The organism is Neisseria canis, from assembly GCF_900636765.1.
Taxonomy (GTDB): domain Bacteria; phylum Pseudomonadota; class Gammaproteobacteria; order Burkholderiales; family Neisseriaceae; genus Neisseria; species Neisseria canis.
Genome location: NZ_LR134313.1, coordinates 2,484,480 through 2,509,505 on the forward strand (window position 1 = coordinate 2,484,480; position 25,026 = coordinate 2,509,505).

A 25,026-nucleotide genomic window follows, 5' to 3' on the forward strand; every position below is an offset into this window, starting at 1 on the left:
AAAGCCATCATTTAAGGATGCATCATGAACCCTTTAATCACCGATTTCACCCCGTCCGCTTCCCATTCGCCCGTGATTGTGGCGCTGGATTTTGCCAACGAAACCGACACGCTTCATTTCGTGCGCAAACTTGATCCCTCACTCTGCCAGCTCAAAATCGGCAAAGAATTGTTCACCGCCACCGGCCGCAGCCTCGCCGAAAAGCTGATTAACCAAGGCTTCAAACTTTTTCTCGACTTGAAATACCACGACATTCCCAACACCGTCGCGCAAGCATGCAAAGTGGCTGCCGATATGGGCGTGTGGATGGTGGATATGCATGCTTCCGGCGGCCGCCGCATGATGGAAGCCGCCGCCGAAGCCGTGGCCAATCACAGCCGCAAACCCTTATTAATCGGCGTAACCGTGCTGACCAGCATGGAACAGAGCGACTTGGCAGAAATCGGGCTTACGCTGCCGGTGGAAGAATTGGTTGTACGTTGGGCCAAACTCGCCCAAAGTTCGGGCTTGGACGGCGTGGTCTGTTCCGCACTCGAAGCCGCTCCGCTGCGCGCCGCTTTAGGCAGCGGATTCGTGTTGGTTACCCCCGGCATCCGCCTCGACATCGCCGGCAATAACGACGACCAACGCCGCATCATGACACCGGCGCAAGCCCTCGCGGCAGGCTCCAGCTATCTCGTGATGGGCAGGCCGATTACCCAAGCTGCCGACCCGGTGGCCGTATTGCGCGAAATCAACACCCTTACCTCAACATAAAACAATGCCTGTCTGAAAACGTAAGCATTTAATCATGCAAGAAAGAACACCATGATTCTCTACGCAGAAACTCTGAAAAGCCGCTTGGCAAACGCCCGCGTCTTGGTGGTGGGCGACGTGATGCTCGACCGTTACTGGTTCGGCGACGTTTCCCGCATTTCCCCCGAAGCGCCGGTGCCCGTCGCCAAAATCGACAAAACCGACCAACGCGCGGGCGGCGCGGCCAACGTGGCGCGCAATATCGCCGCGCTGGGCGGGCAGGCCGCTTTGCTTTCCGTTACCGGAGACGACGAAGCCGCCGACAGCCTCGATATGCTGATGCAAAAATGGGGCGTATCCGCACATCTGCTGCGCGATGCGGCCATTTCCACCACTGTGAAACTGCGCGTTATCGCGCGCAACCAGCAGCTTATCCGCCTTGATTTTGAAGACAGCCCCAACCACGAAATATTGGCGCAAGTGAAAGAGCAATACCGAGCGCTGCTGCCGCATTATGATCTGGTGATTCTTTCCGACTACGGCAAAGGCGGCCTCACCCATGTAACCACTTTTATCGATTGGGCTCGCGAAGCCGGCAAACCCGTATTGGTCGACCCCAAAGGCGATGACTATGAAAAATACGCAGGCGCCACCCTGCTCACACCCAACCGCGCAGAATTGAAAGAAGTGGTCGGCAGCTGGAAAGACGAAGCCGCACTCACCGAAAAAGCCCAACAGTTACGCCGCCGCCTCGGCCTGAACGCCCTGCTGCTTACCCGCAGCGAAGAAGGCATGACGCTCTTTCGCGACGGCGATCCGCACCATCAGCCCACCCAAGCGCGCGAAGTTTATGACGTATCCGGCGCGGGCGACACCGTTATCGCCGGCATGGGCTTGGGTTTGTCCGCAGGTTTGGACTTACCCGAAGCCATGCAGCTGGCCAACATTGCCGCAGGCGTGGTGGTGGGCAAAGTCGGCACGGCCGTCTGCTCTTTCGAAGAGTTGGCAGAAGGTTTGTAATGCGCTATATATACGCCGGAACACACAATATTCAGCAGGCCGCCAACTCGGCAAAGCTTTGTTTGAATATCCGGCTGTGTTCAGCCGCTTTGGGAGAAACCCGTGCCTTTCGGCAGACCCGAACCATAAAAAAGAGTGAGGAAACATGACTAAACATTACCGCACCCGCTTGGAATTCACTTGGGACGACAGCCAATACCAAGACGGCGATTTTACGCCGCAAAAGCTCGAACCGGTCGTAACCGAATGGCTGGCGCAGCACGGCTTCGACCCGAATACCACGCACGATTTCGACGCCACCGTGGATGAGCCGTTTTCCTACGGCTTCACCGGTATGACATCCGAGCAGCTCATCGCCCTGCTCGTCCACATCGCATCCGCCTTTCCCGACGTTCATTTTTACGCACGCGGCGCCGGAGAATCTTTCGGCGACATGTGGCTGCGCGAGTTTCACAAAGGCAAAACCATTTTTTCCGCAGGGCCTTATCAAACAGGCAATCAGGAAATTGAAAAAAAACGCGGCTGGTTCGACCGCCTGTTCCGCTAAACCCAAGCACAATGCCTGTCTGAAAACCATTCAGACAGGCATTTCAGCCCTCCGCAGCATTCCCCGCACCGCCCATAGCAAATTCTTTTGTTATAATACCTTTCAAACATTCCAATAAATTAAACCACATTCTACACAACGCTTACCGCCCCGTTTTCCAACCTCCGCCCGCAACATTAAGGAACCCTCTATGACCATCATCGTAACCGGCGCAGCCGGCTTTATCGGCAGCAATATCGTCAAAGCACTCAACGAGCGCGGCATTACCGACATCATTGCCGTCGACAACCTCACGCGCGGCGAAAAATTTACCAATCTGGCCGACAGCGAAATCGCCCACTACCTCGACAAACACGAATTTATCCGCCAAGTGCGCGAACACATCCTGCCGTTCGACGACATCGAAGCCGTGTTTCACGACGGCGCCTGTTCCGACACCATGGAGCACAACGGCCACTATATGATGGACAACAACTACCAATACAGCCTGGATTTGCTGGATTGGTGTCAAGACGAGCGCATCCCGTTTATCTACGCCTCCAGCGCCGCCGTGTACGGCAAAGGCGAAATCTTCCGCGAAGAACGCGAACTCGAGCGCCCGCTTAATGTATACGGCTATTCCAAATTCCTGTTCGACCAAGTTGTGCGCCGCCGCATGGCCGAAGGCCTCAAAGCCCAAGTGGCCGGCTTCCGCTATTTCAACATTTACGGCCCCCGCGAGCAGCACAAAGGCCGCATGGCCTCAGTGGCCTTCCACCACTTCAACCAATACCGCGAACAAGGCTACGTCAACCTCTTCAGCGGCTACGACGGCTATGGCGACGGCGAACAAAGCCGCGATTTCGTCAGCGTGGAAGACGTGGTTAAAGTAAACCTGTTTTTCCTAGACCATCCCGAAATCGTCGGCATTTTCAACCTCGGCACCGGCCGCAGCCAACCGTTTAACGACCTGGCCGCCGCCACCGTCAACGCCTGCCGCACCGCCGAAGGCAAACCCGCAATGAGCCTGCAGGAATTGGTTAAAGAAGAACTGATACGCTACATCCCCTTCCCCGACGCACTCAAAGGCAAATACCAAAGCTTTACCGAAGCCGATATTTCCCGATTGCGCGAAGTGGGCTACGAAGAACCCTTCTTTGACGTAAACGAAGGCGTCAGCCGCTACGTTTACTGGCTGCTGGAAAACAACCGATAAGCAACCGTGCCTGTCTGAAACCCGCACTTTTTCAGACAGGCATTTTAAAAACCATAAAACACAGGAGAAATACCATGAATCAAGAATTCAGCACCGCCGATTTAATCGACATCGCACCCGACACCCCCTCGTGCGAAACCCAGTTCCGCCATTTCGGCAGAAGAACCCGCTTCTGCGGCCGCGTGCGTACCGTAAAATGCGACCGCGACAACGGCCTGATCAAACAGCTGATGAACACCACCTCCGACGGCGAAGTATTGGTTATCGACGGAGGCGGCTCACTCGCCAGCGCCTTGATGGGCGACTTAATTGCAGGCGCCGGCGCGGCAAACGGCTGGGCAGGCGCCGTTATCTACGGCGTGATACGCGACAGCGACGCCATCGGCATGATGGATTTCGGCGTAAAAGCCCTGGGCACCAACCCGCGGAAAAGCGCCAAAGACTGCGCAGGAGAAGTAGACATACCCGTATCCTTCGGCAACGTTACCTTCCGCCCCGGCGATTACGTTTATTGCGATGAAGACGGCATCTTGGTATCCGATAAACCGATAGAACGCGCGTGATATTCTAAGGAGCCGAAACCGATCGGCTCAAAGTGTGCCGCCAAAACAATGCCTGTCTGAAAATAGTTTTCAGACAGGCATTTCATAAATTGACTCAATCCGCTTCACAGGCGTTTCCACTCTGATGCAAGCTCACTTTGATTAAGCTTAAAAAATTAAATCCGCATAAATAACTTATGCGGATAGGCATTTGGTGGGCCCGGTCGGGTTCGAACCGACGACCAAGGGATTATGAGTCCCCTGCTCTAACCTCTGAGCTACAGGCCCGGCTAGAAGAAACGCGTTATTGTAACATAATATTCAGAACTGGCAAGAAATCTCGGCAAAAAGACATGCCATGGTTCGGCCCAAATATCACGGCAAACAGCCGCGATGGATTACCATATTGTTTACAAACAGGCGGATTCGGATTTGAAGTGCAACTTCCATAACAGAAAAGGCCGGTATGCGGTAGCATACGGCCTTTCCTGCAAGAAAGATTGCCATGAGCTACACACAACTGACCCAAGACGAACGATACCACATCCAATACCTGTCCCGCCACCACACCGTCACCGAAATCGCCAAACAGCTTAACCGCCACAAAAGCACCATCAGCCGCGAAATCAGACGGCACAGTACACAGAAAAAGCCATACAACGCCGAAAAAGCCCAACAGCAAAGCCGGCTTACCAAACAGCGTAAGCGAAAACCCTATAAGCTCCATTCCCGGCTGATTCAACACATCGACACCCTCATCCGCCGCAAACTCAGCCCCGAGCAAGTGTGCGCCTATTTGCACAAACACCACCAAATCACACTCCACCACAGCACCATTTACCGCTATCTGCGTCAAGACAAAAGCAACGGCGGCACTTTGCGGCAGCATCTCGGAATAGCCGGCAAATCCTACCGTAAACGCTACGGCAGTACATGGAGCAGAGGCAAAGTACCCGACCGCGTCGGCATTGAAAACCGACCCGCCATCGTCGACCAAAAATCCCGCATCGGCGACTGGGAAGCCGACACCGTCGTAGGCAAAGATCAGAAAAGCGCATTACTGACCTTGGTCGAGCGGGTTACCCGCTACACCATCATCTGCAAGGCGCATAAAGCCAGAGTCCATACCATTACCATGGATAACGGCAAAGAATTCTACCAACACATGCAAATAGCCCAAGCATTGGAGGCAGAAACCTATTTTTGCCGCCCCTACCATTCTTGAGAGAAAGGGCTGAATGAAAATACCAACGGACTCATCCGCCAATATTTCCCCAAACAAACCGATTTCCGCAACATCAGCCATCGGGAGATACGCAGGGTTCAAGATGAACTGAACCGTAGGCCAAGAAAAACACTTGGCTATGAAACGCCAAGTGTTTTATTCTTAAATCTGTTCCAACCTCTACTGCCTGAGTGTTGCACTTGAAATTCGAATCTAAGACAAGTTTATTTACTATCCATAATGAAATGCCTGTCTGAAAATCATTTTCAGACAGGCATTTCATCAACAAAAAACACCTTATCATCCAATAAGGTGTTTTTATTCAAGATTCAGACAGGCATTTAAATTTTACTGAAAATCAAAGTGGCGTTCGTGCCGCCGAAGCCAAAGCTGTTGGACATCACGGCGTTGAGCTTCATTTGTTTGTTTTCACGCAAAATCGGCAAATCGGCTGCCTGCTCGTCAATATTTTGAATATTGGCGCTGGCGCAAACGAAATCATTCTGCATCATCAAAATCGAATAAATGGCTTCGTTGGAGCCTGCTGCACCAAGCGCATGGCCGGAAAGGGATTTGGTTGAGCTGATAAACGGCACGTCTTTTCCGTCAAACACTTTTCGGATGGCCTCGAGCTCTTTAGTGTCTCCCACCGGAGTGGAGGTACCGTGTGCGTTGATATAGTCCACTTTACCGTCATGCTGAGCCAAAGCCATTTCCATGCACCGCGCCGCGCCTTCGCCTGAAGGCTGCACCATATCGTAGCCATCCGAAGTTGCGCCGTAGCCTGTGATTTCACACAGAATATTTGCGCCCCGCGCTTTGGCATGTTCGTATTCTTCCAACACCAAGATACTGCCTCCGCCTGAAATCACGAAGCCGTCACGGTCGGCATCATAAGCGCGGCTGGCTGTTTGCGGCGCATCATTATATTTGCTCGACATAGCACCCATCGCATCAAACAGCATGCTCATCTGCCACGACACTTCTTCTCCTCCGCCGGCAAACACGATATCCTGCTTGCCCAGCTGAATCAATTCGGTTGCATTGCCGATGCAGTGTGCGCTGGTTGAGCAGGCCGAGCTGATGGAATAGTTGACGCCTTTGATGTGGTAATGCGTAGCCAAACAGGCTGAAACGGTAGATGCCATGGTTTTGGTTACACCGTAGGGGCCGATGCGCTTCACGCCTTTTTCGCGCAACACGTCCGCCGCTTCAACCTGAGCCGAAGAAGATGCTCCGCCGCTGCCGGCCACGATACCGGTGCGGGGGTTTGACACCATCTCCGGCGTTAAACCCGCATGTTCGATTGCTTCTTTCATGGCGATATAGGTAAAAGCGGCGGCATCACCCATAAAACGTATGGCTTTTCGGTCGATATGTTCTTTGGTGTCGATTTTGATGTTGCCCGCCACATTAGAACGCAGCCCCATTTCCTGATAAACAGGATCAAATTCAATGCCTGATTTTAAGTTCTTGAGTGATTCAAGCACTTCTTGGCAGTTGTTGCCCAAGCTCGACACAATGCCGATACCGGTTACCACTACTCGTTTCATGCTACATCTCCAAAATATTAAAGCGAATAAGGTTTTAATTTTCAGCTTAAGGCAAGCGCATTTGGCCTGTTGCTTTAGAAATCGTCGGTACTGGTAAACAGGCCTACGCGTAAGCCGTTGCCTTCGTAGATTTTTTTACCGTCCACGCTCATCTCGGCATCGGCGATACCCAGCACCAGCTTGCTGTTCATCACGCGTTTCATATGAATGTGGTAAGTGATTTTTTTATGCTTCGGCAAAACCTGCCCGCTGAATTTCACTTCGCCGCAACCCAATGCACGTCCGCGCCCCGGCGCACCGCTCCAACCTAAGAAAAAGCCGACCAGTTGCCACATGGCATCCAAACCCAAACAGCCCGGCATAACCGGATCGCCCTGGAAGTGACAATCGAAAAACCACAAATCAGGAGTAATGTCCAATTCCGCAATGATTTCGCCTTTGCCGTATTTGCCGCCGTCTTTCGTGATGCTTACGATGCGGTCGATCATCAGCATATTGGGCAGCGGGAGCTGGGCGTTGCCGGGACCGAACAGGTTGCCTTTGCCGCATTCGAGTAATTTTTCTTTGGTATAGCTGTTTTGAGGAACAAACTGGGTCATGTTAATCCTTGAAATGATAATGATGTGGCTAAAACAAAGCCGGTTTTATGCTTTATTTTTAAGATAAGAACCAAATAATTCTACTGTCGGCTTTGCAGCAACGTCAAGCAGCCGGCCGGCTGTTTTGCAGCAACTTACCTTTCCGCACAAGGCACGAGCGGCTTGATAACGGCAACCCGTTCCGCATATCCAGACGATACCTTATGCAGAATTGGTTTTCAGACAGGCATTTCCAATCAAATTCACCCAATGCCGTTTAATTCAACGCACTGGGTAAAACAATTTACATCTACCCCCAAATTTCTGTAAAATCGCGCCCTTGCTGAAAAACAGAGTTTAAAAAACACGAAGCTTATTGCCTAATTAATAAGCAGACATGGAAAAAACAAAAAGGCATCTGTAAACCATATTTAAAAACGATACCAAACAGCGACGAAGGCAGGTTCAATCAATGCCTGGTCGAACCGGATCGGCATCACGAATCCAAATCTCATACCTTAAATTTACCGACATCTTCAATAAGGAGCTTCACATCATGACTGATAAATTAATTCTCGTATTAAACTGCGGCAGCTCTTCCTTAAAAGGCGCCGTGCTGAATAATGCCGACGGCGAAGTGTTGCTGAACTGCTTAGGCGAAAAGCTGGGCTTGGAAGATGCTTACATCACTTTCAAAGCCAACGGCGAAAAACATAAAGTTTCTCTGGAGGGCCGCACCGACCACACCGGCGCCGTAGAAGCTTTGATGGAAGAGTTGAAGTCCCGCGGGCTCGACAGCGACATCGCCGCTATCGGCCACCGCGTAGTGAGTGGAGGCGAAACATACAGCGAATCCATTCTAATTGATGAGAACGTGATTGCCGGTATAGAAAAATGTATTCCGCTGGCGCCCTTGCACAATCCGGCCAACCTGCTGGGTATCCGTGCCGCGCAAAACATTTTCAAAGGCCTGCCGAATGTGGCCGTGTTCGATACCGCGTTTCATCAAACCCTGCCTCCCCACGCCTATACCTACGCTCTGCCGCGCGAGCTTTACCGCAAATACGGTCTGCGCCGCTACGGCTTCCATGGCACCAGCTACCGCTTTGTAGCCGATGAGGCTGCCCGCTTTTTAGGCAAAGACAAAAACAGCCTGCGCATGGTTATCGCCCACTTGGGTAACGGCGCATCGATTACTGCGGTTGCCAACGGCAAATCCGTTGACACCAGCATGGGCCTGACCCCGCTGGAAGGCTTGGTAATGGGCACGCGCAGCGGTGATGTGGATGCCAGCGTATTCTCTTTTCTGGCCGAAAATGCCGGCATGGATATTGCTCAAATAACCGATTTACTCAACAAAAAATCCGGCTTGCTGGGTATTTCGGAAATCTCGAGCGATTGCCGCACAATTGAAGAAGAAGCGGCTAAAGGCGAAGAAGGCGCGGTTTTGGCTTTGGAAATGTTTGCCTACCGCTTGGCAAAATATGTAGGCAGCATGGCTGTGGCAGCGGGCGGCATTGATGTATTGGCATTTACCGGCGGTATCGGTGAAAATTCCGACATCATTCGTGAAAAAGTGCTGAAGTATGTCGCGTTCTTAGGTTTTAAACTGGATAAACAAGCCAACCTGGACGCGCGTTTCGGCAATGCAGGCGTGATTACCGCAGCCGGCAGCGCCGCCGTAGCCGTGGTGATTCCAACCAATGAAGAGCTGATGATTGCCCAAGATACGGCAAGGCTTTCAGGTTTGTAAGCTTTCCTATCGCGGGATTGAATGCCTGTCTGAAACTTTTTCAGACAGGCATTTTTAATGTTCGGCCACATTTAAATATTGTAAACAATCACATCGCATTCCAATGCCTGCCTGAAAAGGTTTCAGATAGGCATTGCTCAATTCATTAACATAAAAATCAAACAGTTAAAAAAATCCAATGGCAAAGTTCGCATTTTGCAAACGTTGACTTAACTATAAATTTTCAGTATAAATCTTAACCTTTGGTATAAATTTTCCAAAATCAAGCCGGAATGTACGGTTTGTGTTGCCCAAGCTGCCATCCGATGGCAATCATGCCAACGCAAAGCCGTTTGATAACACTTACCGCCCCGTTTCCAGGCTCCGACAAACACAACCTTCATCAAGAGGTACGTTATGAATCCGATGTACATTACCTTCGGGGTGTATCTGGTCGCCGTATTACTGATCGGTTTGGCCGCTTATTTCTCCACCCGCAATTTCGACGACTATATTCTCGGCGGCCGCAGCTTGGGCCCTTATGTAACGGCGATGTCGGCCGGTGCATCGGATATGTCGGGCTGGCTTTTGATGGGTTTGCCCGGTGCAGTTTACGCGGTCGGCCTGAGTGAAGCTTGGATTGCCATCGGCCTGGTAATCGGCGCTTGGATTAACTGGCTGTTGGTAGCGGGCCGCTTGCGCGTGCATACCGAATATGCCAACAACGCGCTGACGTTGCCCGATTATTTCTACCACCGTTTCGGTGCAAAAGGGCAGGCCATGAAGGTCATTTCAGCCATCATCATCCTGTTTTTCTTCACGATTTACTGTGCTTCAGGAGTGGTGGCCGGTGCGCGCCTGTTCCAAAGCCTTTTTGAAGGCATGAGCTACACGCAGGCAATGTGGTTGGGTGCAGGCGCCACCATTGCCTACACCTTTATCGGGGGCTTCTTGGCCGTAAGCTGGACGGATACCGTTCAAGCTACGCTGATGCTGTTTGCGCTGATCCTTACACCGATTATGGTTTATCTGGGATTGGGCGGCGCAGCGGAAATGAATGCGGCGATACAGTCCGTTGCCGCCACCACAGGTAAGGAATACGGCAGCCTGTTTGCCGGAACCACTTTCCTCGGCATTATTTCAACTGCCGCATGGGGCTTGGGCTACTTCGGACAACCGCATATTCTGGCGCGCTTCATGGCTGCTGAAAACGTGAAATCACTTAAAAGCGCCCGCCGCATCGGCATGACATGGATGATCGTCTGCTTGGGCGGCGCGGTGGCCGTGGGCTACTTCGGCATTGCCTACTTCGGCGGCCATCCCGAGCAAGTCGGCGCGATGGGCGGCAATAACGAGCGCATTTTTATCGCTTTGGCGACACTGCTGTTTAATCCGTGGATTGCCGGTGTGATTTTGAGTGCGATTCTGGCGGCAGTGATGTCTACCTTGTCTTGCCAATTACTCGTTTGCTCGAGCGCGATTACCGAAGACTTCTACAAAGGCTTCCTGCGCCCCGATGCGGCTCAGAAAGAGCTGGTGTGGGTTGGCCGCATCATGGTGCTGGCCGTTGCCGTGATTGCAATTCTGATTGCCGCCAACCCCGACAGCAAAGTGCTGGGCTTGGTTTCCTACGCTTGGGCAGGCTTCGGAGCAGCATTCGGCCCTGTGGTCATTCTGTCTGTATTGTGGAAACGCATGACCGCAAACGGCGCGCTGTGGGGCATGATTAGCGGTGCGGTAGTGGTGGTGCTGTGGGCAGAGTTTGCCAACCCGGCACTCAAAGCCGCCGGGCTGCCGACCATGTACGAAATCGTACCCGGCTTTATCGCTTGCTGGATTGTGGTTTATACGGTGTCGTTGATGGGCAAAGAACCTGGCTGCGAAGTAATAGAAAAATTCGAAAAAGCCAATACGGATTATCAAGCAACAAAATAATTGAAAAACACCTGTTTAGAAAAATACCTGCCCGAATTGTTCAGGCAGGTATTTTTTAAACTTCACTATCTATTATAATGACCAAGCAATTTGCATAATCATTTGAGATCCTCTCGGATAAATTACGACAACATAGTTTAACATTCATCCCTTTGCCTAAAAATTTTCCGTTTACCTTTTCCACATTCAAACACACAACACTAAATCATTTAAAAGAAGGGAAGTTAGTGAAAAATAAAATTGTTCATTTTTTCAGCTTAGAGCCGGCCGCGGGCATCATGTTGATGATTGCCGCTGTGTTGGGCATTGTGGCCGCCAATTCGGCATTATCGGTGCACTATTTCGGCATATTGAACACTTATGTTGGCGGCATGAGCGTGTCGCATTGGATTAATGACGGGCTGATGGCGGTGTTTTTCCTGTTTGTCGGCTTGGAAGTGAAGCGCGAATTGCTGCAAGGCGAGCTGGATACCAATGCCAAAAGAATCCTCCCCGGCCTTGCAGCCTTTGGCGGGCTGGTTTTGCCTGCTTTGATTTATGCTTTATTCAATAACCATAATCCCGAAACCATACGCGGTTGGGCGGTGCCGGCGGCTACGGATATTGCATTTGCTTTGGGCGTATTGGCACTACTGGGCAGCCGCGTACCTGCATCATTGAAAATCTTTCTTACCGCGCTGGCGATTATGGATGATCTGGCGGTAATCGTGGTTATCGCGCTTTTCTACACGGAAAGCATCAACTTTATTTATTTGATTTTGGCCGGTATCACATTGGCCGCCCTCTTCTCTCTAAACAGAAAAGGCATATTGAAAACCGCACCTTACCTGCTTTTAGGCTTGCTGCTTTGGTTTTTCGTGCTCAAAACGGGCATTCATGCCACTTTGGCCGGCGTGTTGCTGGCTTTTGCCATTCCGTTACGCGTGCCCGACAGCATCGAAGAGGCGCCTTTGCTGACTTGGGAACATGCTTTGGAAAACCCGGTGGCATTTTTTGTGGTGCCGGTGTTCGGCTTTGCCAATGCAGGCGTATCTTTTGCCGGGTTGGATTTTTCGGTGTTGTTCGAACCTGTGGTGCTGGGCATTGCCGCTGGCTTGTTTGTGGGCAAACAAATAGGCATTTTCGGCGTGGTTTGGGCAACTGTGAAAATGGGCTGGACAAGCCTGCCTGAAAACGCAAGCTGGCTGCAAGTTTACGGTGTGGCGCTGTTGTGCGGTATCGGCTTTACCATGAGCCTATTTATCAGCCTACTGGCCTTTACCGATCCGGCCATTCAGGATTACAGCAAAGTCGGCGTATTCTTGGGCTCTATTTTCTCCGGCGTGGCCGGCTATCTGGTTTTGCGCTATGCAGGAAAAAACAGCATGGCTTGATGTTTTGACTGATAAAACCACATAAACACATAAAGAAAAAGGTTGCGCCCAATACGGGAGCAACCTTTTTTATCGGCAACTTATGTTTCAGACAGGCATTAAATGCCTGTCTGAAAACCGATTGGTTTATCTACTCAACAACGCTTTTGCACCGGCTTCCGCAACACTTTCATCTTCATCCACCGTGCCGCCGCTCACGCCTACGCTGCCGACTATGGTGTCTTTCTTATCCGTCAGCAACACGCCGCCGGCAAAAATCACCAAGCCGTCATTGGTGGTTTCAATGCCGTAAAGCGGCTGGCCGGGCTGCGCGGCTTTACCCAAAGCGCGGGTGGACATATTAAAATAACGTGCCGTGCGTGCTTTGCGTTCGGCAATATCAATGCTGCCTAAAAAAGCATCGTCCATACGGGCAAACGCTTTCAAATTGCCGCCCGCATCCACCACCGCCACATTCACCGGCACTTTTATCGCTTCCGCCTTTTTCACCGCCGCCTGCACCACCGATTGGGCTTGCGCAAGCGTGATATCGCCCGGTAAAGTTTTTACCGGTTCCGCAGCAGAAGCGGAAAAGCCGGCAGCCAAACAAGCCAATGCTGCTAAAGTTCTGGAATAACGCATATTTCTCTCCTTATTTCTATTTCTCGTTAAAAACACACCAATATCGTGCGATAAGCACTAGATACACCGCCTGTGCGCTTCACTCCGATTTTTTTTTATTTTTCTATCATGAATTTAACATTTTTATACAGTTATTGCCAATAAAACTCATAAGCCTAGATATTTAAACGATAAAACCATCCGCATCCGAATTAACTCAACTATCTTTCAAAAAAACAGCGTCCGGCGCAATATTAAACAGGGGTTTACTGTTAAAATTGCATCATTCTGTTGCATCTGATTGATCACAATTCCAAACGTGCCGTTTCCAATCATAAACATACCGGCCTGCCCTGACCCGTGCTTTCAGACAGGCATATTATTCTTTACCCTGATTTAACATTCTAAAGTTCCGGAGAAATTCATGTTCGCTTTCGCCCGCACCCAATCCGACCTGCGCAGCCGCATCACAGCCGCTTACCGCCGCGATGAAACCGAAGCCGTGCAAGACATGCTTCAATGCACCCAAATGTCGCCTGAAGAGCAAAGTGCCGCCGATACCCTTGCCCGCCGTTTGGTAACACAAGTGCGTGAAAACCGAAAAAAATCATCCGGCGTAGACGCTTTAATGCATGAATTTTCCCTTTCCAGCGAAGAAGGCGTGGCGCTGATGTGTCTGGCCGAAGCCTTGCTGCGCATTCCCGATAACGCCACCCGCAATAAACTGATTCAAGACAAACTTGCCGACGGCAATTGGAAAAGCCATCTCAACCAAAGCCCTTCCCTATTTGTGAACGCCGCAGCCTGGGGTTTGCTGATTACCGGCAAACTCACCACCCCGTCAAGCGAACAAAGCTTGAGCGCTGCACTCACGCGCATGCTGGGAAAAGGCGGAGAACCTTTAATCCGAAAAGGTGTAGATTACGCCATGCGTATGCTGGGTAAGCAGTTTGTTACCGGGCAAACCATCGAAGAAGCGCTAGAAAACGGCAAAGAGCGCGAAAAACTGGGCTACCGTTTCTCTTTCGACATGCTCGGCGAAGCCGCCATGACGCAAGCCGATGCCGACCGCTATTATCAGGATTATGTCAACGCCATCCACGCCATAGGCAAAGATGCAGCAGGTGCGGGCGTGTATGAAGGCAACGGCATTTCCGTAAAACTTTCCGCCATCCACCCGCGCTATGTGCGCGCCCAGCACGAGCGCGTGATGGCCGAGCTGCTGCCGCGCCTGAAAAACCTGTTTCTGCTGGCCAAACAATACCATATCGGCCTCAACATCGACGCCGAAGAAGCCAACCGCTTGGAACTGTCGCTTGATTTGATGGAAGCGCTGGTGTCCGATCCCGATTTAGCCGGTTTCAACGGCATCGGCTTTGTGGTGCAGGCTTATCAAAAGCGCTGCCCGTTTGTGATTGACTATTTAATCGACCTCGCCCGCCGCAACAATCAGAAACTCATGATCCGCTTGGTAAAAGGCGCGTATTGGGACAGCGAAATCAAATGGGCGCAGGTAGACGGTATGGACGGCTACCCCGTTTACACCCGCAAAGTGCACACCGACATTTCCTATCTGGCCTGTGCACGCAAACTCTTAGCCGCACAAGATGCCGTGTTCCCGCAATTCGCCACCCACAATGCCTACACGCTTTCCGCCATTTACCGGATGGGCGAAGGCAAAGATTTTGAATTCCAATGCCTGCACGGCATGGGCGAAACGCTGTACGACCAAGTGGTAGGCACGCAAAACTTAGGCCGCCGCGTGCGGATTTACGCGCCGGTGGGCACCCACGAAACCCTGCTGGCCTATCTGGTGCGCCGCCTGCTGGAAAACGGTGCGAACTCTTCGTTTGTCAATCAGATTGTCGATGAAAAAATCAGCATCGGCGAGCTCATCCGCAGCCCGTTCGAAACCATTGCCCAACAAGGCATCCGCCTGCACAGCGCCCTGCCGCTGCCGCACAAACTCTACGGAGCCGCACGCTTGAATTCTTTAGGCATCGACTTAAGCAACGAAGCCGTATTGCAGCAGTTGCAAACCGATATGAATGCGGCCTCCCAACAAAGTTTTCAGACAGGTTCTTTAATCAACGGACAAACCCGCGCTACAGCCGCGCCGCATGAAGTCCGCAACCCCGCCGACCACAGCGACATTGTCGGCACCGCATCTTTTGCCGATGCCGCGCTGGCAGAAGAAGCCGTTGGCGCCGCTGTTGCCACACAAGCCGCATGGCGCGGCACGCCCGCCGCCGAACGCGCGGTTATTCTGCGCCGCTTCGCCGACCTGCTCGAAGCGCACACGCCTGCTTTGATGATGCTGGCCGTGCGCGAAGCCGGCAAAACCCTGCAAAACGCCATTGCCGAAGTACGCGAAGCCGTGGATTTCTGCCGCTACTATGCTAACGAAGCCGAGCAGACTTTACCCGAAGGCAGCTTCGGCGTCGGCACCATCGTCGCCATCAGCCCGTGGAATTTCCCGCTCGCCATCTTTACCGGCGAGGTAGCAGCCGCGTTGGCTGCGGGCAATACCGTGGTTGCCAAACCCGCCGAACAAACCAGCCTGATTGCCCATTATGCCGTGCGCCTTATGCATCAGGCGGGCGTACCCGCCGAAGCGCTGCATTTGGTGCTGGGTGCGGGCGACGTGGGCGCGGCGCTCACCCAAGACCCGCGCATTGACGGCGTGATTTTTACCGGTTCCACCGAAGTGGCGCGCCTGATCAACCAAACCCTGGCCAAACACAGCGACAATCCCGTGTTAATCGCCGAAACGGGCGGCCAAAACGCCATGATTGTCGATTCCACCGCTCTGGCCGAACAAGTGTGCGCCGACGTATTGAGTTCCGCATTCGACAGCGCCGGCCAACGCTGCTCCGCCCTACGCATTCTTTGCGTGCAGGAAGATGTGGCTGACCATATGGTTCGGATGATTAAAGGCGCAATGGACGAATTGTGCGTCGGCAATCCGGTGCGCCTGCAAACCGACATCGGCCCCGTAATCAACGCCGAGGCACAGCACAACCTGCAAAGCCATATCGACAAGATGAAAAGCGCAGCCAAATCTTTCCATCAGATACCCCTGTCTGAAAACGCAAGCAACGCCACCTTTATCGCGCCGGTTATGTTTGAACTGAATAACCTTAACGACTTGCAGCGCGAAGTGTTCGGCCCGGTTTTGCATGTGGTACGCTACCGCGCCGATGAACTCGACAGCCTGATTGACCAAATCAACAGCAAAGGCTACGCGCTCACCCACGGCATCCACAGCCGCATCGATAACACGGTCGAACATATCCGAAGCCGCATCAAAGCAGGCAATATCTATGTCAACCGCAACATCGTCGGCGCCGTGGTCGGCGTGCAGCCCTTCGGCGGACACGGCCTTTCCGGCACAGGCCCCAAAGCCGGCGGCCCTTTTTACCTGCAACGCCTAAGCCGTCTGAACACTTGGCGCATTCCGCAGCTGAGCCGCATCGGCCAAGCGGATGAGCAGGCTTTGGCCGTACTGCAGAATGTATTGCAGCAACTGCCGCTGCCGCAGAGCGAAAAACTGGCGCTGGCAGGCACACTCGGCCAAGCCCGCATCCAAACCCTGCGCCATGCCGAACAGGTATTGCCCGGCCCCACAGGCGAGCGAAACGTATTGAGCTGGCGCGCGCCCAAACGCGTGTGGCTTTACGGCGGTGATTTGGCTGCCGCGTTCTCCGCCCTGGTTGCATTGGCGGCCAACGGCATCACCACCTTAATCACACCCGATCATCCGCTGGCGGGATATGCGCACCCCTTAAACGGCTTGGTGCAAGTCAGCAATCATCCCGAAACACTCGGCCTCAGCCATGTTGCCGCGTTAAACCCGCTGCCCGAAAGCGTGAAACTCACTTTGGCGCATAGCAACGGCCCGCTGATACGCATTTTGCCTGCCGGAAACGGCTTGGATATCCTGCAGATATTCGAAGAAACCGCTTGCAGCACCAACACCACCGCGGCCGGCGGCAATGCCAGCCTGATGGCAATGGCCGATATGTAAGTTTGCTTTATTCTGGCAAAAAACAGCTGTGAAACCGGCGCCGTATCGGCCGGTTTCACAGCTGTTCATTTTCGATATGCTCCGAAATATGGCTGTAATCAAAGCATTCTATTGACCTGAGTCAATGCCGGATAAAAATTATTCACTATAATTACTATGAACTAATATAAACAAACCGATACTGGGAACACGACCATGGAATTATTGACAGAATTATTCAAATCCCCTGTGGGTATTTTGTCGTTTATCACAATTTTCACCGTAATTGTGATTGCAGTATTTTTATTTTTTTGGATCAAAAAACAAGCAGCGCAAACACCGAAGAAATAAAACCTATCTCTTTCCTCTTGATGTGTGTGTGTTTGGGTGTGGCCGTGCCACACCTCTTTTTTTTTTTTGCATGTTCTACCCTGAATCAAATGCGGCAAACTCTCTTTAAAGCCGCCTCATCCGAATAAGCGCCAACAGTCAAAATGCCTGTCTGAACAGGTTTTCAGACAAGCATTTTGACGCTTCGCAACACATCCGGTCAACCGCGCATTTTGCGCCATTCCATATAATCGCGCAGCGGCGGCATGGGCGGATTGATGCAGTGCGGGCAAATGGCGGTGGTGTCTTCTTCGTCGTCAAACTCGATATGCAACGCATTCGGATCGAAACGCGCCTGTTGCGCCACAGCCTGAGCCAGCGCCTGCGCCTGTACCACATCAAACTCGAAAGCTCGGACAATATCCTCCAGCAAACCCTGCTCGGCGGCGGAAAAGCCGGTTCGGTTTTGTTCGATCAGCCTGATATAGTCGGTGTTGCTGATTTTCTGGTGTAGCAATTCTATAAACATGTGCAGCCTTAATAACGATGAATGCCTGTCTGAAACATTTTTCAGACAGGCTTGTATTACAAAAGACCTTATACAATCTCGGCTTTTTCAATCACCACGTCTTCTACCGGCACGTCATCATGGTAGCCGTGGCTTTTGGTTGCCACGCCTTCGATTGCGTCAACCACATCGAAGCCTTCAACCACTTTGCCGAACACGGCATAGCCCCAACCGTGCAGGCTCGGCTCGGTGTGGTTCAGGAAAGTGTTGTCTTTGGTGTTGATGAAAAATTGTGCGGAAGCGGAATGCGGTGCTTGAGTGCGCGCCATAGCGATGGTGTATTTGTCGTTTTTCAAGCCGTTTTGCGCTTCGTTTTGAATCGGCTCGCGGGTTTGCTTTTCTTTCATCCCCGGCTCCATGCCGCCGCCCTGAATCATAAAGCCTTTGATGACACGGTGGAAAATCACGCCGTCGTAAAAGCCGTCTTTCACATATTGCTCGAAGTTGGCGGCCGTTACCGGTGCTTTGTCGTGATCCAGTTCCAGAATAATCACGCCTTTGTTGGTGGTTAATTTAATCATTGCTCTATCCTTAGTTTATTGCAAACGGGTTGAATGTCCCGAAACACATGGGGCTGCCGCCGCAATATTCAATGCCTGTCTGAAAATATTTTTCAGACAGGCATCCGAAAGCGTAAGCTAGCATTTGGCTTCGGCACCGCTGCGCATGTAATACCACCAGTTAATCACACAGCATAAAGCATAGAAAGCAATGAAAAGATACAGCGCGGCGTTCACGCTGCCGGTCATTTCTATCGACGTACCATAGCTTTTCGGAACCAAGAAGCCGCCGTAAGCGGCAAATGCTGCGGTAAAACCAATCACAGCCGCGCCTTCTTTAGTGGCATCTTGCAAGGCCTGCTCTTTGCTTTTCACACCTTGCAAAGCAAGCTGCTCGTGCATATTGAGGAAAATCACCGGCACCTGCATAAAGGTTGAGCCGTTGCCCAAGCCGGTTAAGGCAAACAAGGCCATAAAGCAGGCAAAGAAGCCCCAGAAACTGCCGCCCTGACCGTTGGTCGGTAAAAATGCCAACACACCGAACACGGCGATAATCATGCCGGTGAACACCAATTGGGTGATTTTGGCGCCGCTTTTAATCTTATCCGAAATCCAGCCGCCGAGCGGGCGCACCAGCGCGCCGACCAACGGGCCTAAAAACGCATATTTCACCGGATCCACTTCAGGAAACTGGCCTTTAATCAACAGCGGAAAGCCGGCGGAAAAACCGATAAACGAGCCGAACGTGCCCAAATAAAGAATACACATCAACCAGTTGTGTTTGCGCTTGAAAATTACCGACTGCTCTTTGAAGCTGGCTCTGGCGCTGGCTAAATCGTTCATGCCGAACCAGGCGGCCAATGTCGACAAGACAATAAACGGCACCCAGATAAAGCCTGCGTTTTGCAGCCAAATCTGCTTGGTTTCATCGCCTTTTACCCAAGTTTGCGCTTCACCGCCCAATGCGCCGAACAGGCCCGCGGTAATCACCAACGGCACGGTAAACTGCACCACCGATACGCCCAAATTGCCCAAACCCGCATTCAAACCAAGCGCCGTGCCCTTTTCCGCTTTCGGAAAAAAGAAACTGATATTGGCCATGCTGGAAGAGAAGTTGCCGCCGCCGAAGCCGCACAGCAAAGCCAAAAGCGCCATCAGAAAATAGCTGGTATCGGAGTTCTGCACGGCAAAGCCCAAGCCGATAGCAGGTAAAAGCAGGCTGGCGGTAGAAATCGCCGTCCACTTGCGGCCGCCGAATATCGGCACCATAAACGAATAGAAAATCCGCAAAGTCGCGCCGGATAAAGCGGGCAACGCCGCCAGCCAGAACAATTGGTTGGGTGTGTATTGAAACCCGATATTGGGCAGGTTGACCACCGCTACGCTCCACACCTGCCACATGGCAAACGCCAGCAACAACGCGGGAATGGAAATCCACAAATTGCGCCGCGCAATCGGCCTGCCTGTTTTTTCCCAAAATTCCTTATCTTCGGGGCGCCAATCTTGAATGGTATAGCTCATCTCGAAACCTCCTCAAATTATTCGGCCGCAGGGCGTTTGGCTTTGAATGAAAAGTGCATCCAAATCAGCGATACACACACTGTTCCGTAAAGCAGCATAAAGCTGGTGGAGCGGATGCCGGTCCAGTCTTCCAGAAATCCGAACATAATCGGCAGCAAAAAACCGCCCAAACCGCCCGCCAAACCGACAATGCCGGAAACCGCGCCGATATTGTCGGGATAATCGTCGGCCACAAATTTGAATACGGAAGCCTTGCCCACCGCCATCGCCACGCCCACGGTAAACATCAGGATGGTGAAAACCACCACGTTCAGGCCGATGTGCAGGCTAACTTCACCTTTGGTGGTATGAATCACCAAGTCGGTTTGCGGATAAGACAAAATAAAGAAGCACACCCAACAAATCCACATTACCGCCCAAGTAACCTTATATGCGCCGAATTTATCGGAAAAATAGCCGCCCAAAGCACGCAACACACCGCCCGGCAGCGAGAAACACGCAGCAAGGAAAGCCGCGGTTTGCAGGCTCAAGCCGTATTCGCCCACATAATATTTGGTCATCCACAAAGCCAGCGCCACATAACCGCCGAACACCACGGAATAATATTGGCTGTAACGCAGCACGCCCGGGTCTTTCAAAAGCGCGAGCTGCTGCCCCAAAGTTACCGAAGAAGAAACCTGATGGCTTTTGTCGCTGTAAGAGGTAAACCAAAACAACACCGCAGTACTCAGCATAATCGCCGCATACACGGTGGGCACGAGATGCCAAGTACCGTAGGCAATCAGCGCGGGTGCCAAAAATTTATTTAATGCGGAACCGGCATTACCCGCACCGAACACACCCATAGCCATGCCCTGCCGGTCTTTCGGAAACCAGCGCGCCACATAAGGCGTGCCCACCGAAAACGAACCGCCGGCCAAACCCATTACCAAGCCGATAACCAGAAAATGCCAAAACTGATTGGCGTACTGCATCAAATAAATCGCCGGCACACAGGCAACCATTAACAAAAACAACACGATTCTGCCGCCGTAGCGGTCGGTCCAGATACCCAAAGGCACCCGTACCAGCGAGCCGGAAAGCACCGGCGTGGCCGCCAAAATACCGAATTCGGCTTCAGACAGGCCCAATTCATTTTTAATCGGAATGCCCACCACGGCCAACATCATCCAAATCATGAAGCAGACCGTAAACGAGAGCGTACTGGATATCAAAACGGAATATCGTTTGTATTGTAAGGAAGCCATGCTATTTACCTTTTAGGCATCTGGTTTAAGTTCCCGAACAAGCGCCGCCACACGACATCTTATTCATCTGAACATAACCTTACGCCAAGCGCACTTCCATTTACATTATTACAAAGCACGGCTCAGGCAGCATGTAGAACTAGAGCACCGATACGCCACATGAATGCCGGGCTAATGAAAAAGAACTAGAGCATGTTGTCAGTATGTAAAAACAACAATGCCTGTCTGAAAACTTTCAGACAGGCATTGTCGGGCACTATAAAGATTATTGTGCAGCCGGAGCCACATTGATGCCGCCCTCGGCAGGCGCGGCCGGAACCATCGCACCTTCGGCCGGCAACGCAGGCGGCGCATCTACCTGCACGGGCGTGGTGTCAACCGGAGCAATCGGCGCATCCGAGCCGGCAGGCGCAGCTTCCACGGCAGCACCCGCAGCCGGAGCAGCAGCAGGAATACCGGCGGCATTCGGATCAAACTGGAATTTCACGCTGTCGTCATTTTTAGAGCTGCGGGTGATGCTATCGTTTTCCACAGCCTGCAAACCCGGAATGTCGCTCGGCACGCCTTCGGCAGGTGTTTGCGCATTAGCCAATGCGCTGCCCAAAGCAGCTACTGCGGCCAAAGACATTACGATACTTTTTTTCATGAAGATTCCTTTCTTATCTACTTCAAAGGACAGCAGCCGCTCCGCTCTATCCGGAAATGCGGCGCTTATCCCGATTCTCTCTGTTTAGTTTAAATATTCTGTTTTGCGGTTAGGGCATTCTTGGAAAAAACCGAATCCCCCAATCCTTTACGGCACATAAACTTTCTTTACTTGATACAAAGCGGCAAAGCGCAGCAGAAATAAAGCTATTTGCCGTAAACACTCATCCGAACATTTTCAGACAGGCTCCGTTTTGGAGCATTCAAGCTGATTTAAGTTTTTCAAGAATCATTAAACAAACTCAAGTTTGCGGCAAGATTTCGTTAACCGCTTTCTTTTTAAAAGAATAAATCTGCTGCAAATGCCTGCCTGAAAAAAGTTTCAGACAGGCATTCGTCCCAAACTATCACCAAAGAAAACAAAAACGATTTGCATTTAAAAAAAGAAAGCGCGATAATTTACATATCTTAAAAATCCGCATGCATTAAATATGTTGATCGCATTACTCATCATGCTGCGCGAAGGCATAGAGGCAGCATTGATTGTCGGCATCGTGGCCGGCTTCCTCAAGCAATCGGGATACAGCCATCTGATGCCCAAAGTTTGGTTGGGTGTCGCACTGGCCTCCCTCATCTGCATCGTTACGGGATTGGCCATTTACAAAACCACAGGCGAAATTCCGCAGAAGCAGCAAGAATTTGTGGTGGGCGTTATCGGTTTGGTTGCCGTAGGCATGCTGACCTATATGATTCTCTGGATGCAGAAAGCATCCCGCTCCATCAAACAGCAATTGCAAAGCTCAGTTCAGGCCGCGCTCAACCGGGGCAGCAGGCAAGGCTGGGCTTTGGTGTTGATGGCTTTTCTCGCCGTTATCCGCGAAGGTTTGGAAAGCGTGTTTTTCCTGATTGCCGTGTTCCAGCAAAGCCCCACGCCTTGGATGCCTGCCGGCGCCGTGCTCGGCCTGCTGATTGCCGTTGTGATAGGCTGGCTGATTTATCAAGGCGGCGTGCGGATTAATCTGGCCAAATTCTTCCGTTGGACGGGCGTGTTCCTGATTTTTGTGGCGGCCGGTTTGTTTGCGGGTGCCTTCCGCGCTTTGCACGAAGCCGGCGTTTGGAATATCGGCCAAACCGTTATCGCCGACTTCTCATCCGTGCTGCATGAAGACAGCCCGTTGGGCGTGCTGCTCGGCGGCTTTTTCGGCTACACCGATCATCCCGTTACCAGCGATGCAGTGCTCTACTTCGCTTATCTTATTCCCGTTTTATTCTTGTTTTTTAAAAGCAGCCGACCCGCTGCGAAACCATAATGGAGAGAGAAAAATGAAGAAATCCAATCTAACCGCTTTATCTGTGTTAATCGCTCTGGGCCTGTCTGCCTGCCAACCGCCCGAAGCGGAAAAAACCGCCGCGCCCGCTTCCGGCGCATCTGGTGCGGCACAAGCCAAAAATGCCGATGGTTCGTTCAACATTGCCGTTAACGACAGCGCCTGCGACCCGATGGAGCTTACCGTTCCCAGCGGCGAAACCGTGTTCAACATCAAAAACAACAGCGGCCGCAAGCTCGAATGGGAAATCCTCAAAGGCGTGATGGTGGTGGACGAGCGTGAAAACATCGCCCCCGGCCTGTCCGACAAAATGACCGTTACCCTCCTGCCCGGCGAATACGAAATGGCCTGCGGCCTGCTTACCAACCCGCGCGGCAAACTGACCGTAACCGACAGCGGCTTCAAACCTGCCGACAACACCGCCAACTTGGAAAAACTCGCCCAACCACTGGCCGATTACAAAACTTATGTTCAAGCCGAAGCCGCCGAACTCGTGAAGAAAACCGCCGCTTTCGTTGCCGATGTGAAAGCGGGCAAACTTGAAGATGCCAAAGCCAAATTCGCCGACACCCGTACCCATTACGAACGCATCGAACCGATTGCCGAATTGTTCAACGAGCTCGACCCCGCCATCGACGCGCGTGAAGACGATTTCAAAAAAGGCCCGAAAGACCCGGAATTTACCGGTTTCCACCGCATCGAATACGCTTTATGGGTTGAAAAATCCACCGACGGCGTGAAAGAAGTGGCCGACAAGCTGGAAGCCGACGTGAAGAAACTGCAGGCCGAAATCGACTCACTTAACTTCCCGCCGAGCAAAGTTGTGGGCGGTGCTGCCGTATTGATTGAAGAAGTGGCCGGCAGCAAAATCAGCGGCGAAGAAGACCGCTACAGCCACACCGATTTGAGCGACTTCAACGCCAACGTGGAAGGTGCGCAAAAAATCGTTGAGCTTTTCCGCCCGATGATTGCCGAGAAAAACAAAGGGCTGCTGGATAAAACCGATGCCAACTTCAAGCAGGTAAACGACATTTTGGCCAAATACAAAACCGTCAACGGCTTTGAAACCTACGACAAACTTTCCGAAGCCGACCGCAAAACCCTGCAAGCGCCCATCAACGCATTGGCCGAAGACTTGGCTCAATTGCGCGGCACACTGGGCTTGAATTGATGCCTGTCTGAAGCTAAAGTTTGAACTTTTTTAAAACTATACCTTCCTAATTTAAGTATGTTCATACATACTAACTTAATTTACTTTTAATTTTAACTTTAAATAAGGAGTATAAAATAAAAAATGAAAACTTTAACCATTCAAGAATTACAATATGTTAATGGTGCTTTTGGACCGATTGGAGCTGCAATAGGCGGAATTGGAGGTGCTGCTGGATACTTGTTAAACCAACAGCTGAGTGGAAGTAAATTTTCCCCTACCTCATTAGCATGGGCTACAGGAGCTGGTGCAACAGCAGGAGCAACAACAGGCCCCGTAGGCGTTGTATGGGGTTTCAATGGCGCTTTAGCTGGAGGCATGGTTACAGGAGTTGCCTCAAGGTATGGTAAATAAGCCATTAGCAATCAAGATTTTTCTCTCTTTTATATTTATAACAATCGCTTTTTTTATTAGAAACCTATATGTTTCTGCTGGCGTAGCAGACAGCTCTTTTTTGATAGCTATATTTGCAATCATTTTTACATGGTCTGTGTCTCTTAAAGAGAGAAAAAAATTATTTGCATTTGGAATAGTTTTATTTTTAATAGCTTACTTAAGTCTTTATTTAGAAATAAAATAATAATGATGCCTGTCTGAATTTATCTTCAGTCAGGTATTATTTAAAGGATACACATT

21 protein-coding genes, 1 tRNA gene and 1 pseudogene are annotated in these 25,026 nt (G+C 51.5%); 14 read left to right on the plus strand and 9 right to left on the minus strand.

Features of this window, described 5'->3' with window-relative positions; translation table 11 throughout:
* Positions 1–24: 24 nt before the first annotated feature.
* The 5 genes from pyrF to rraA all read left to right on the plus strand — a co-directional run bounded on the left by pyrF (position 25) and on the right by rraA (position 4,060).
* Positions 25–756 (plus strand): orotidine-5'-phosphate decarboxylase, encoded by a 732-nt coding sequence (gene pyrF / locus EL143_RS11755; protein WP_085416271.1) that lies wholly within the window; start codon positions 25–27, stop codon positions 754–756.
* A gap of 51 nt (positions 757–807) precedes the next feature.
* Positions 808–1,755 carry a D-glycero-beta-D-manno-heptose-7-phosphate kinase gene (gene rfaE1, locus EL143_RS11760; protein WP_085416272.1) on the plus strand — a complete coding sequence of 316 codons (948 nt, stop codon included), beginning with the start codon at positions 808–810 and terminating at the stop codon, positions 1,753–1,755.
* Between the two features lie 145 nt (positions 1,756–1,900).
* On the plus strand, positions 1,901–2,302 hold the full coding sequence (locus EL143_RS11765; RefSeq protein ID WP_085416273.1) for a hypothetical protein: 402 nt from the start codon (positions 1,901–1,903) through the stop codon (positions 2,300–2,302).
* A gap of 190 nt (positions 2,303–2,492) precedes the next feature.
* Entirely contained in the window at positions 2,493–3,497 is a 1,005-nt protein-coding gene (rfaD, locus tag EL143_RS11770) for an ADP-glyceromanno-heptose 6-epimerase (protein WP_085416274.1), read from the plus strand.
* Between the two features lie 74 nt (positions 3,498–3,571).
* Positions 3,572–4,060, plus strand: a complete 489-nt coding sequence (gene rraA, locus EL143_RS11775; protein ID WP_085416275.1) for a ribonuclease E activity regulator RraA — start codon at positions 3,572–3,574, stop codon at positions 4,058–4,060.
* 191 nt (positions 4,061–4,251) lie between these two features.
* Here the strand turns inward: rraA and EL143_RS11780 are convergent.
* A tRNA-Ile gene (locus EL143_RS11780) sits at positions 4,252–4,327 on the minus strand.
* Between the two features lie 217 nt (positions 4,328–4,544).
* On the opposite strand from EL143_RS11780, the pseudogene EL143_RS11785 reads away from it, so the two are divergent.
* Positions 4,545–5,468: pseudogene (locus EL143_RS11785) on the plus strand (IS30 family transposase).
* Positions 5,469–5,605: 137 nt separating this feature from the next.
* Here EL143_RS11785 and fabB read toward each other — a convergent pair.
* Entirely contained in the window at positions 5,606–6,817 is a 1,212-nt protein-coding gene (gene fabB, locus EL143_RS11790; RefSeq protein ID WP_085417407.1) for a beta-ketoacyl-ACP synthase I, read from the minus strand.
* Positions 6,818–6,891: 74 nt separating this feature from the next.
* Positions 6,892–7,416 carry a 3-hydroxyacyl-[acyl-carrier-protein] dehydratase FabA gene (gene fabA / locus EL143_RS11795; protein WP_085417406.1) on the minus strand — a complete coding sequence of 175 codons (525 nt, stop codon included), beginning with the start codon at positions 7,414–7,416 and terminating at the stop codon, positions 6,892–6,894.
* 535 nt (positions 7,417–7,951) lie between these two features.
* Between fabA and EL143_RS11800 the strand changes: the two genes are divergently transcribed.
* From EL143_RS11800 to nhaA, 3 genes are all read left to right on the plus strand, one after another.
* Positions 7,952–9,148, plus strand: a complete 1,197-nt coding sequence (locus tag EL143_RS11800; RefSeq protein WP_085417405.1) for an acetate kinase — start codon at positions 7,952–7,954, stop codon at positions 9,146–9,148.
* 396 nt (positions 9,149–9,544) lie between these two features.
* A complete protein-coding gene (gene putP / locus EL143_RS11805) occupies positions 9,545–11,062 on the plus strand; it encodes a sodium/proline symporter PutP (RefSeq protein ID WP_085417404.1) in 1,518 nt (505 codons plus the stop codon).
* Positions 11,063–11,289: 227 nt separating this feature from the next.
* The gene (nhaA, locus tag EL143_RS11810; RefSeq protein WP_085417403.1) at positions 11,290–12,435 is read left to right on the plus strand and encodes a Na+/H+ antiporter NhaA; all 1,146 of its coding nucleotides are present in this window, start codon (positions 11,290–11,292) and stop codon (positions 12,433–12,435) included.
* A 126-nt stretch (positions 12,436–12,561) separates the two neighbouring features.
* On the opposite strand, the gene EL143_RS11815 is transcribed toward nhaA, so the two are convergent.
* Positions 12,562–13,056, minus strand: a complete 495-nt coding sequence (locus EL143_RS11815; protein WP_126326793.1) for a GlcG/HbpS family heme-binding protein — start codon at positions 13,054–13,056, stop codon at positions 12,562–12,564.
* Positions 13,057–13,459: 403 nt separating this feature from the next.
* On the opposite strand from EL143_RS11815, the gene putA reads away from it, so the two are divergent.
* Both putA and EL143_RS11825 read left to right on the plus strand, forming a co-directional pair.
* Positions 13,460–17,062 (plus strand): bifunctional proline dehydrogenase/L-glutamate gamma-semialdehyde dehydrogenase PutA, encoded by a 3,603-nt coding sequence (gene putA / locus EL143_RS11820; RefSeq protein ID WP_085417402.1) that lies wholly within the window; start codon positions 13,460–13,462, stop codon positions 17,060–17,062.
* Between the two features lie 195 nt (positions 17,063–17,257).
* Positions 17,258–17,392 (plus strand): DUF3149 domain-containing protein, encoded by a 135-nt coding sequence (locus EL143_RS11825; RefSeq protein WP_085417401.1) that lies wholly within the window; start codon positions 17,258–17,260, stop codon positions 17,390–17,392.
* A 199-nt stretch (positions 17,393–17,591) separates the two neighbouring features.
* Here the strand turns inward: EL143_RS11825 and EL143_RS11830 are convergent, their stop codons facing one another.
* The 5 genes from EL143_RS11830 to EL143_RS11850 form a co-directional block, all read right to left on the minus strand.
* On the minus strand, positions 17,592–17,900 hold the full coding sequence (locus EL143_RS11830; RefSeq protein ID WP_085417400.1) for a hypothetical protein: 309 nt from the start codon (positions 17,898–17,900) through the stop codon (positions 17,592–17,594).
* A gap of 68 nt (positions 17,901–17,968) precedes the next feature.
* Positions 17,969–18,460 carry a peptidylprolyl isomerase gene (locus EL143_RS11835; protein WP_085417399.1) on the minus strand — a complete coding sequence of 164 codons (492 nt, stop codon included), beginning with the start codon at positions 18,458–18,460 and terminating at the stop codon, positions 17,969–17,971.
* A gap of 117 nt (positions 18,461–18,577) precedes the next feature.
* Positions 18,578–19,960, minus strand: a complete 1,383-nt coding sequence (locus tag EL143_RS11840; RefSeq protein ID WP_085417398.1) for a NarK family nitrate/nitrite MFS transporter — start codon at positions 19,958–19,960, stop codon at positions 18,578–18,580.
* Positions 19,961–19,977: 17 nt separating this feature from the next.
* Positions 19,978–21,207 carry an MFS transporter gene (locus tag EL143_RS11845; protein WP_085417397.1) on the minus strand — a complete coding sequence of 410 codons (1,230 nt, stop codon included), beginning with the start codon at positions 21,205–21,207 and terminating at the stop codon, positions 19,978–19,980.
* A gap of 265 nt (positions 21,208–21,472) precedes the next feature.
* Complete coding sequence (locus EL143_RS11850) at positions 21,473–21,853, minus strand: hypothetical protein (protein ID WP_085417396.1); 381 nt, start codon at positions 21,851–21,853, stop codon at positions 21,473–21,475.
* 490 nt (positions 21,854–22,343) lie between these two features.
* On the opposite strand from EL143_RS11850, the gene efeU reads away from it, so the two are divergent.
* The 3 genes from efeU (at position 22,344) to EL143_RS11865 (ending at position 24,744) form a co-directional block, all read left to right on the plus strand.
* Positions 22,344–23,162 carry an iron uptake transporter permease EfeU gene (efeU, locus tag EL143_RS11855; RefSeq protein WP_085417395.1) on the plus strand — a complete coding sequence of 273 codons (819 nt, stop codon included), beginning with the start codon at positions 22,344–22,346 and terminating at the stop codon, positions 23,160–23,162.
* A gap of 13 nt (positions 23,163–23,175) precedes the next feature.
* On the plus strand, positions 23,176–24,351 hold the full coding sequence (gene efeO / locus EL143_RS11860; RefSeq protein ID WP_085417394.1) for an iron uptake system protein EfeO: 1,176 nt from the start codon (positions 23,176–23,178) through the stop codon (positions 24,349–24,351).
* A gap of 123 nt (positions 24,352–24,474) precedes the next feature.
* The gene (locus tag EL143_RS11865; protein WP_085417393.1) at positions 24,475–24,744 is read left to right on the plus strand and encodes a class IIb bacteriocin, lactobin A/cerein 7B family; all 270 of its coding nucleotides are present in this window, start codon (positions 24,475–24,477) and stop codon (positions 24,742–24,744) included.
* Positions 24,745–25,026 lie beyond the last annotated feature (282 nt).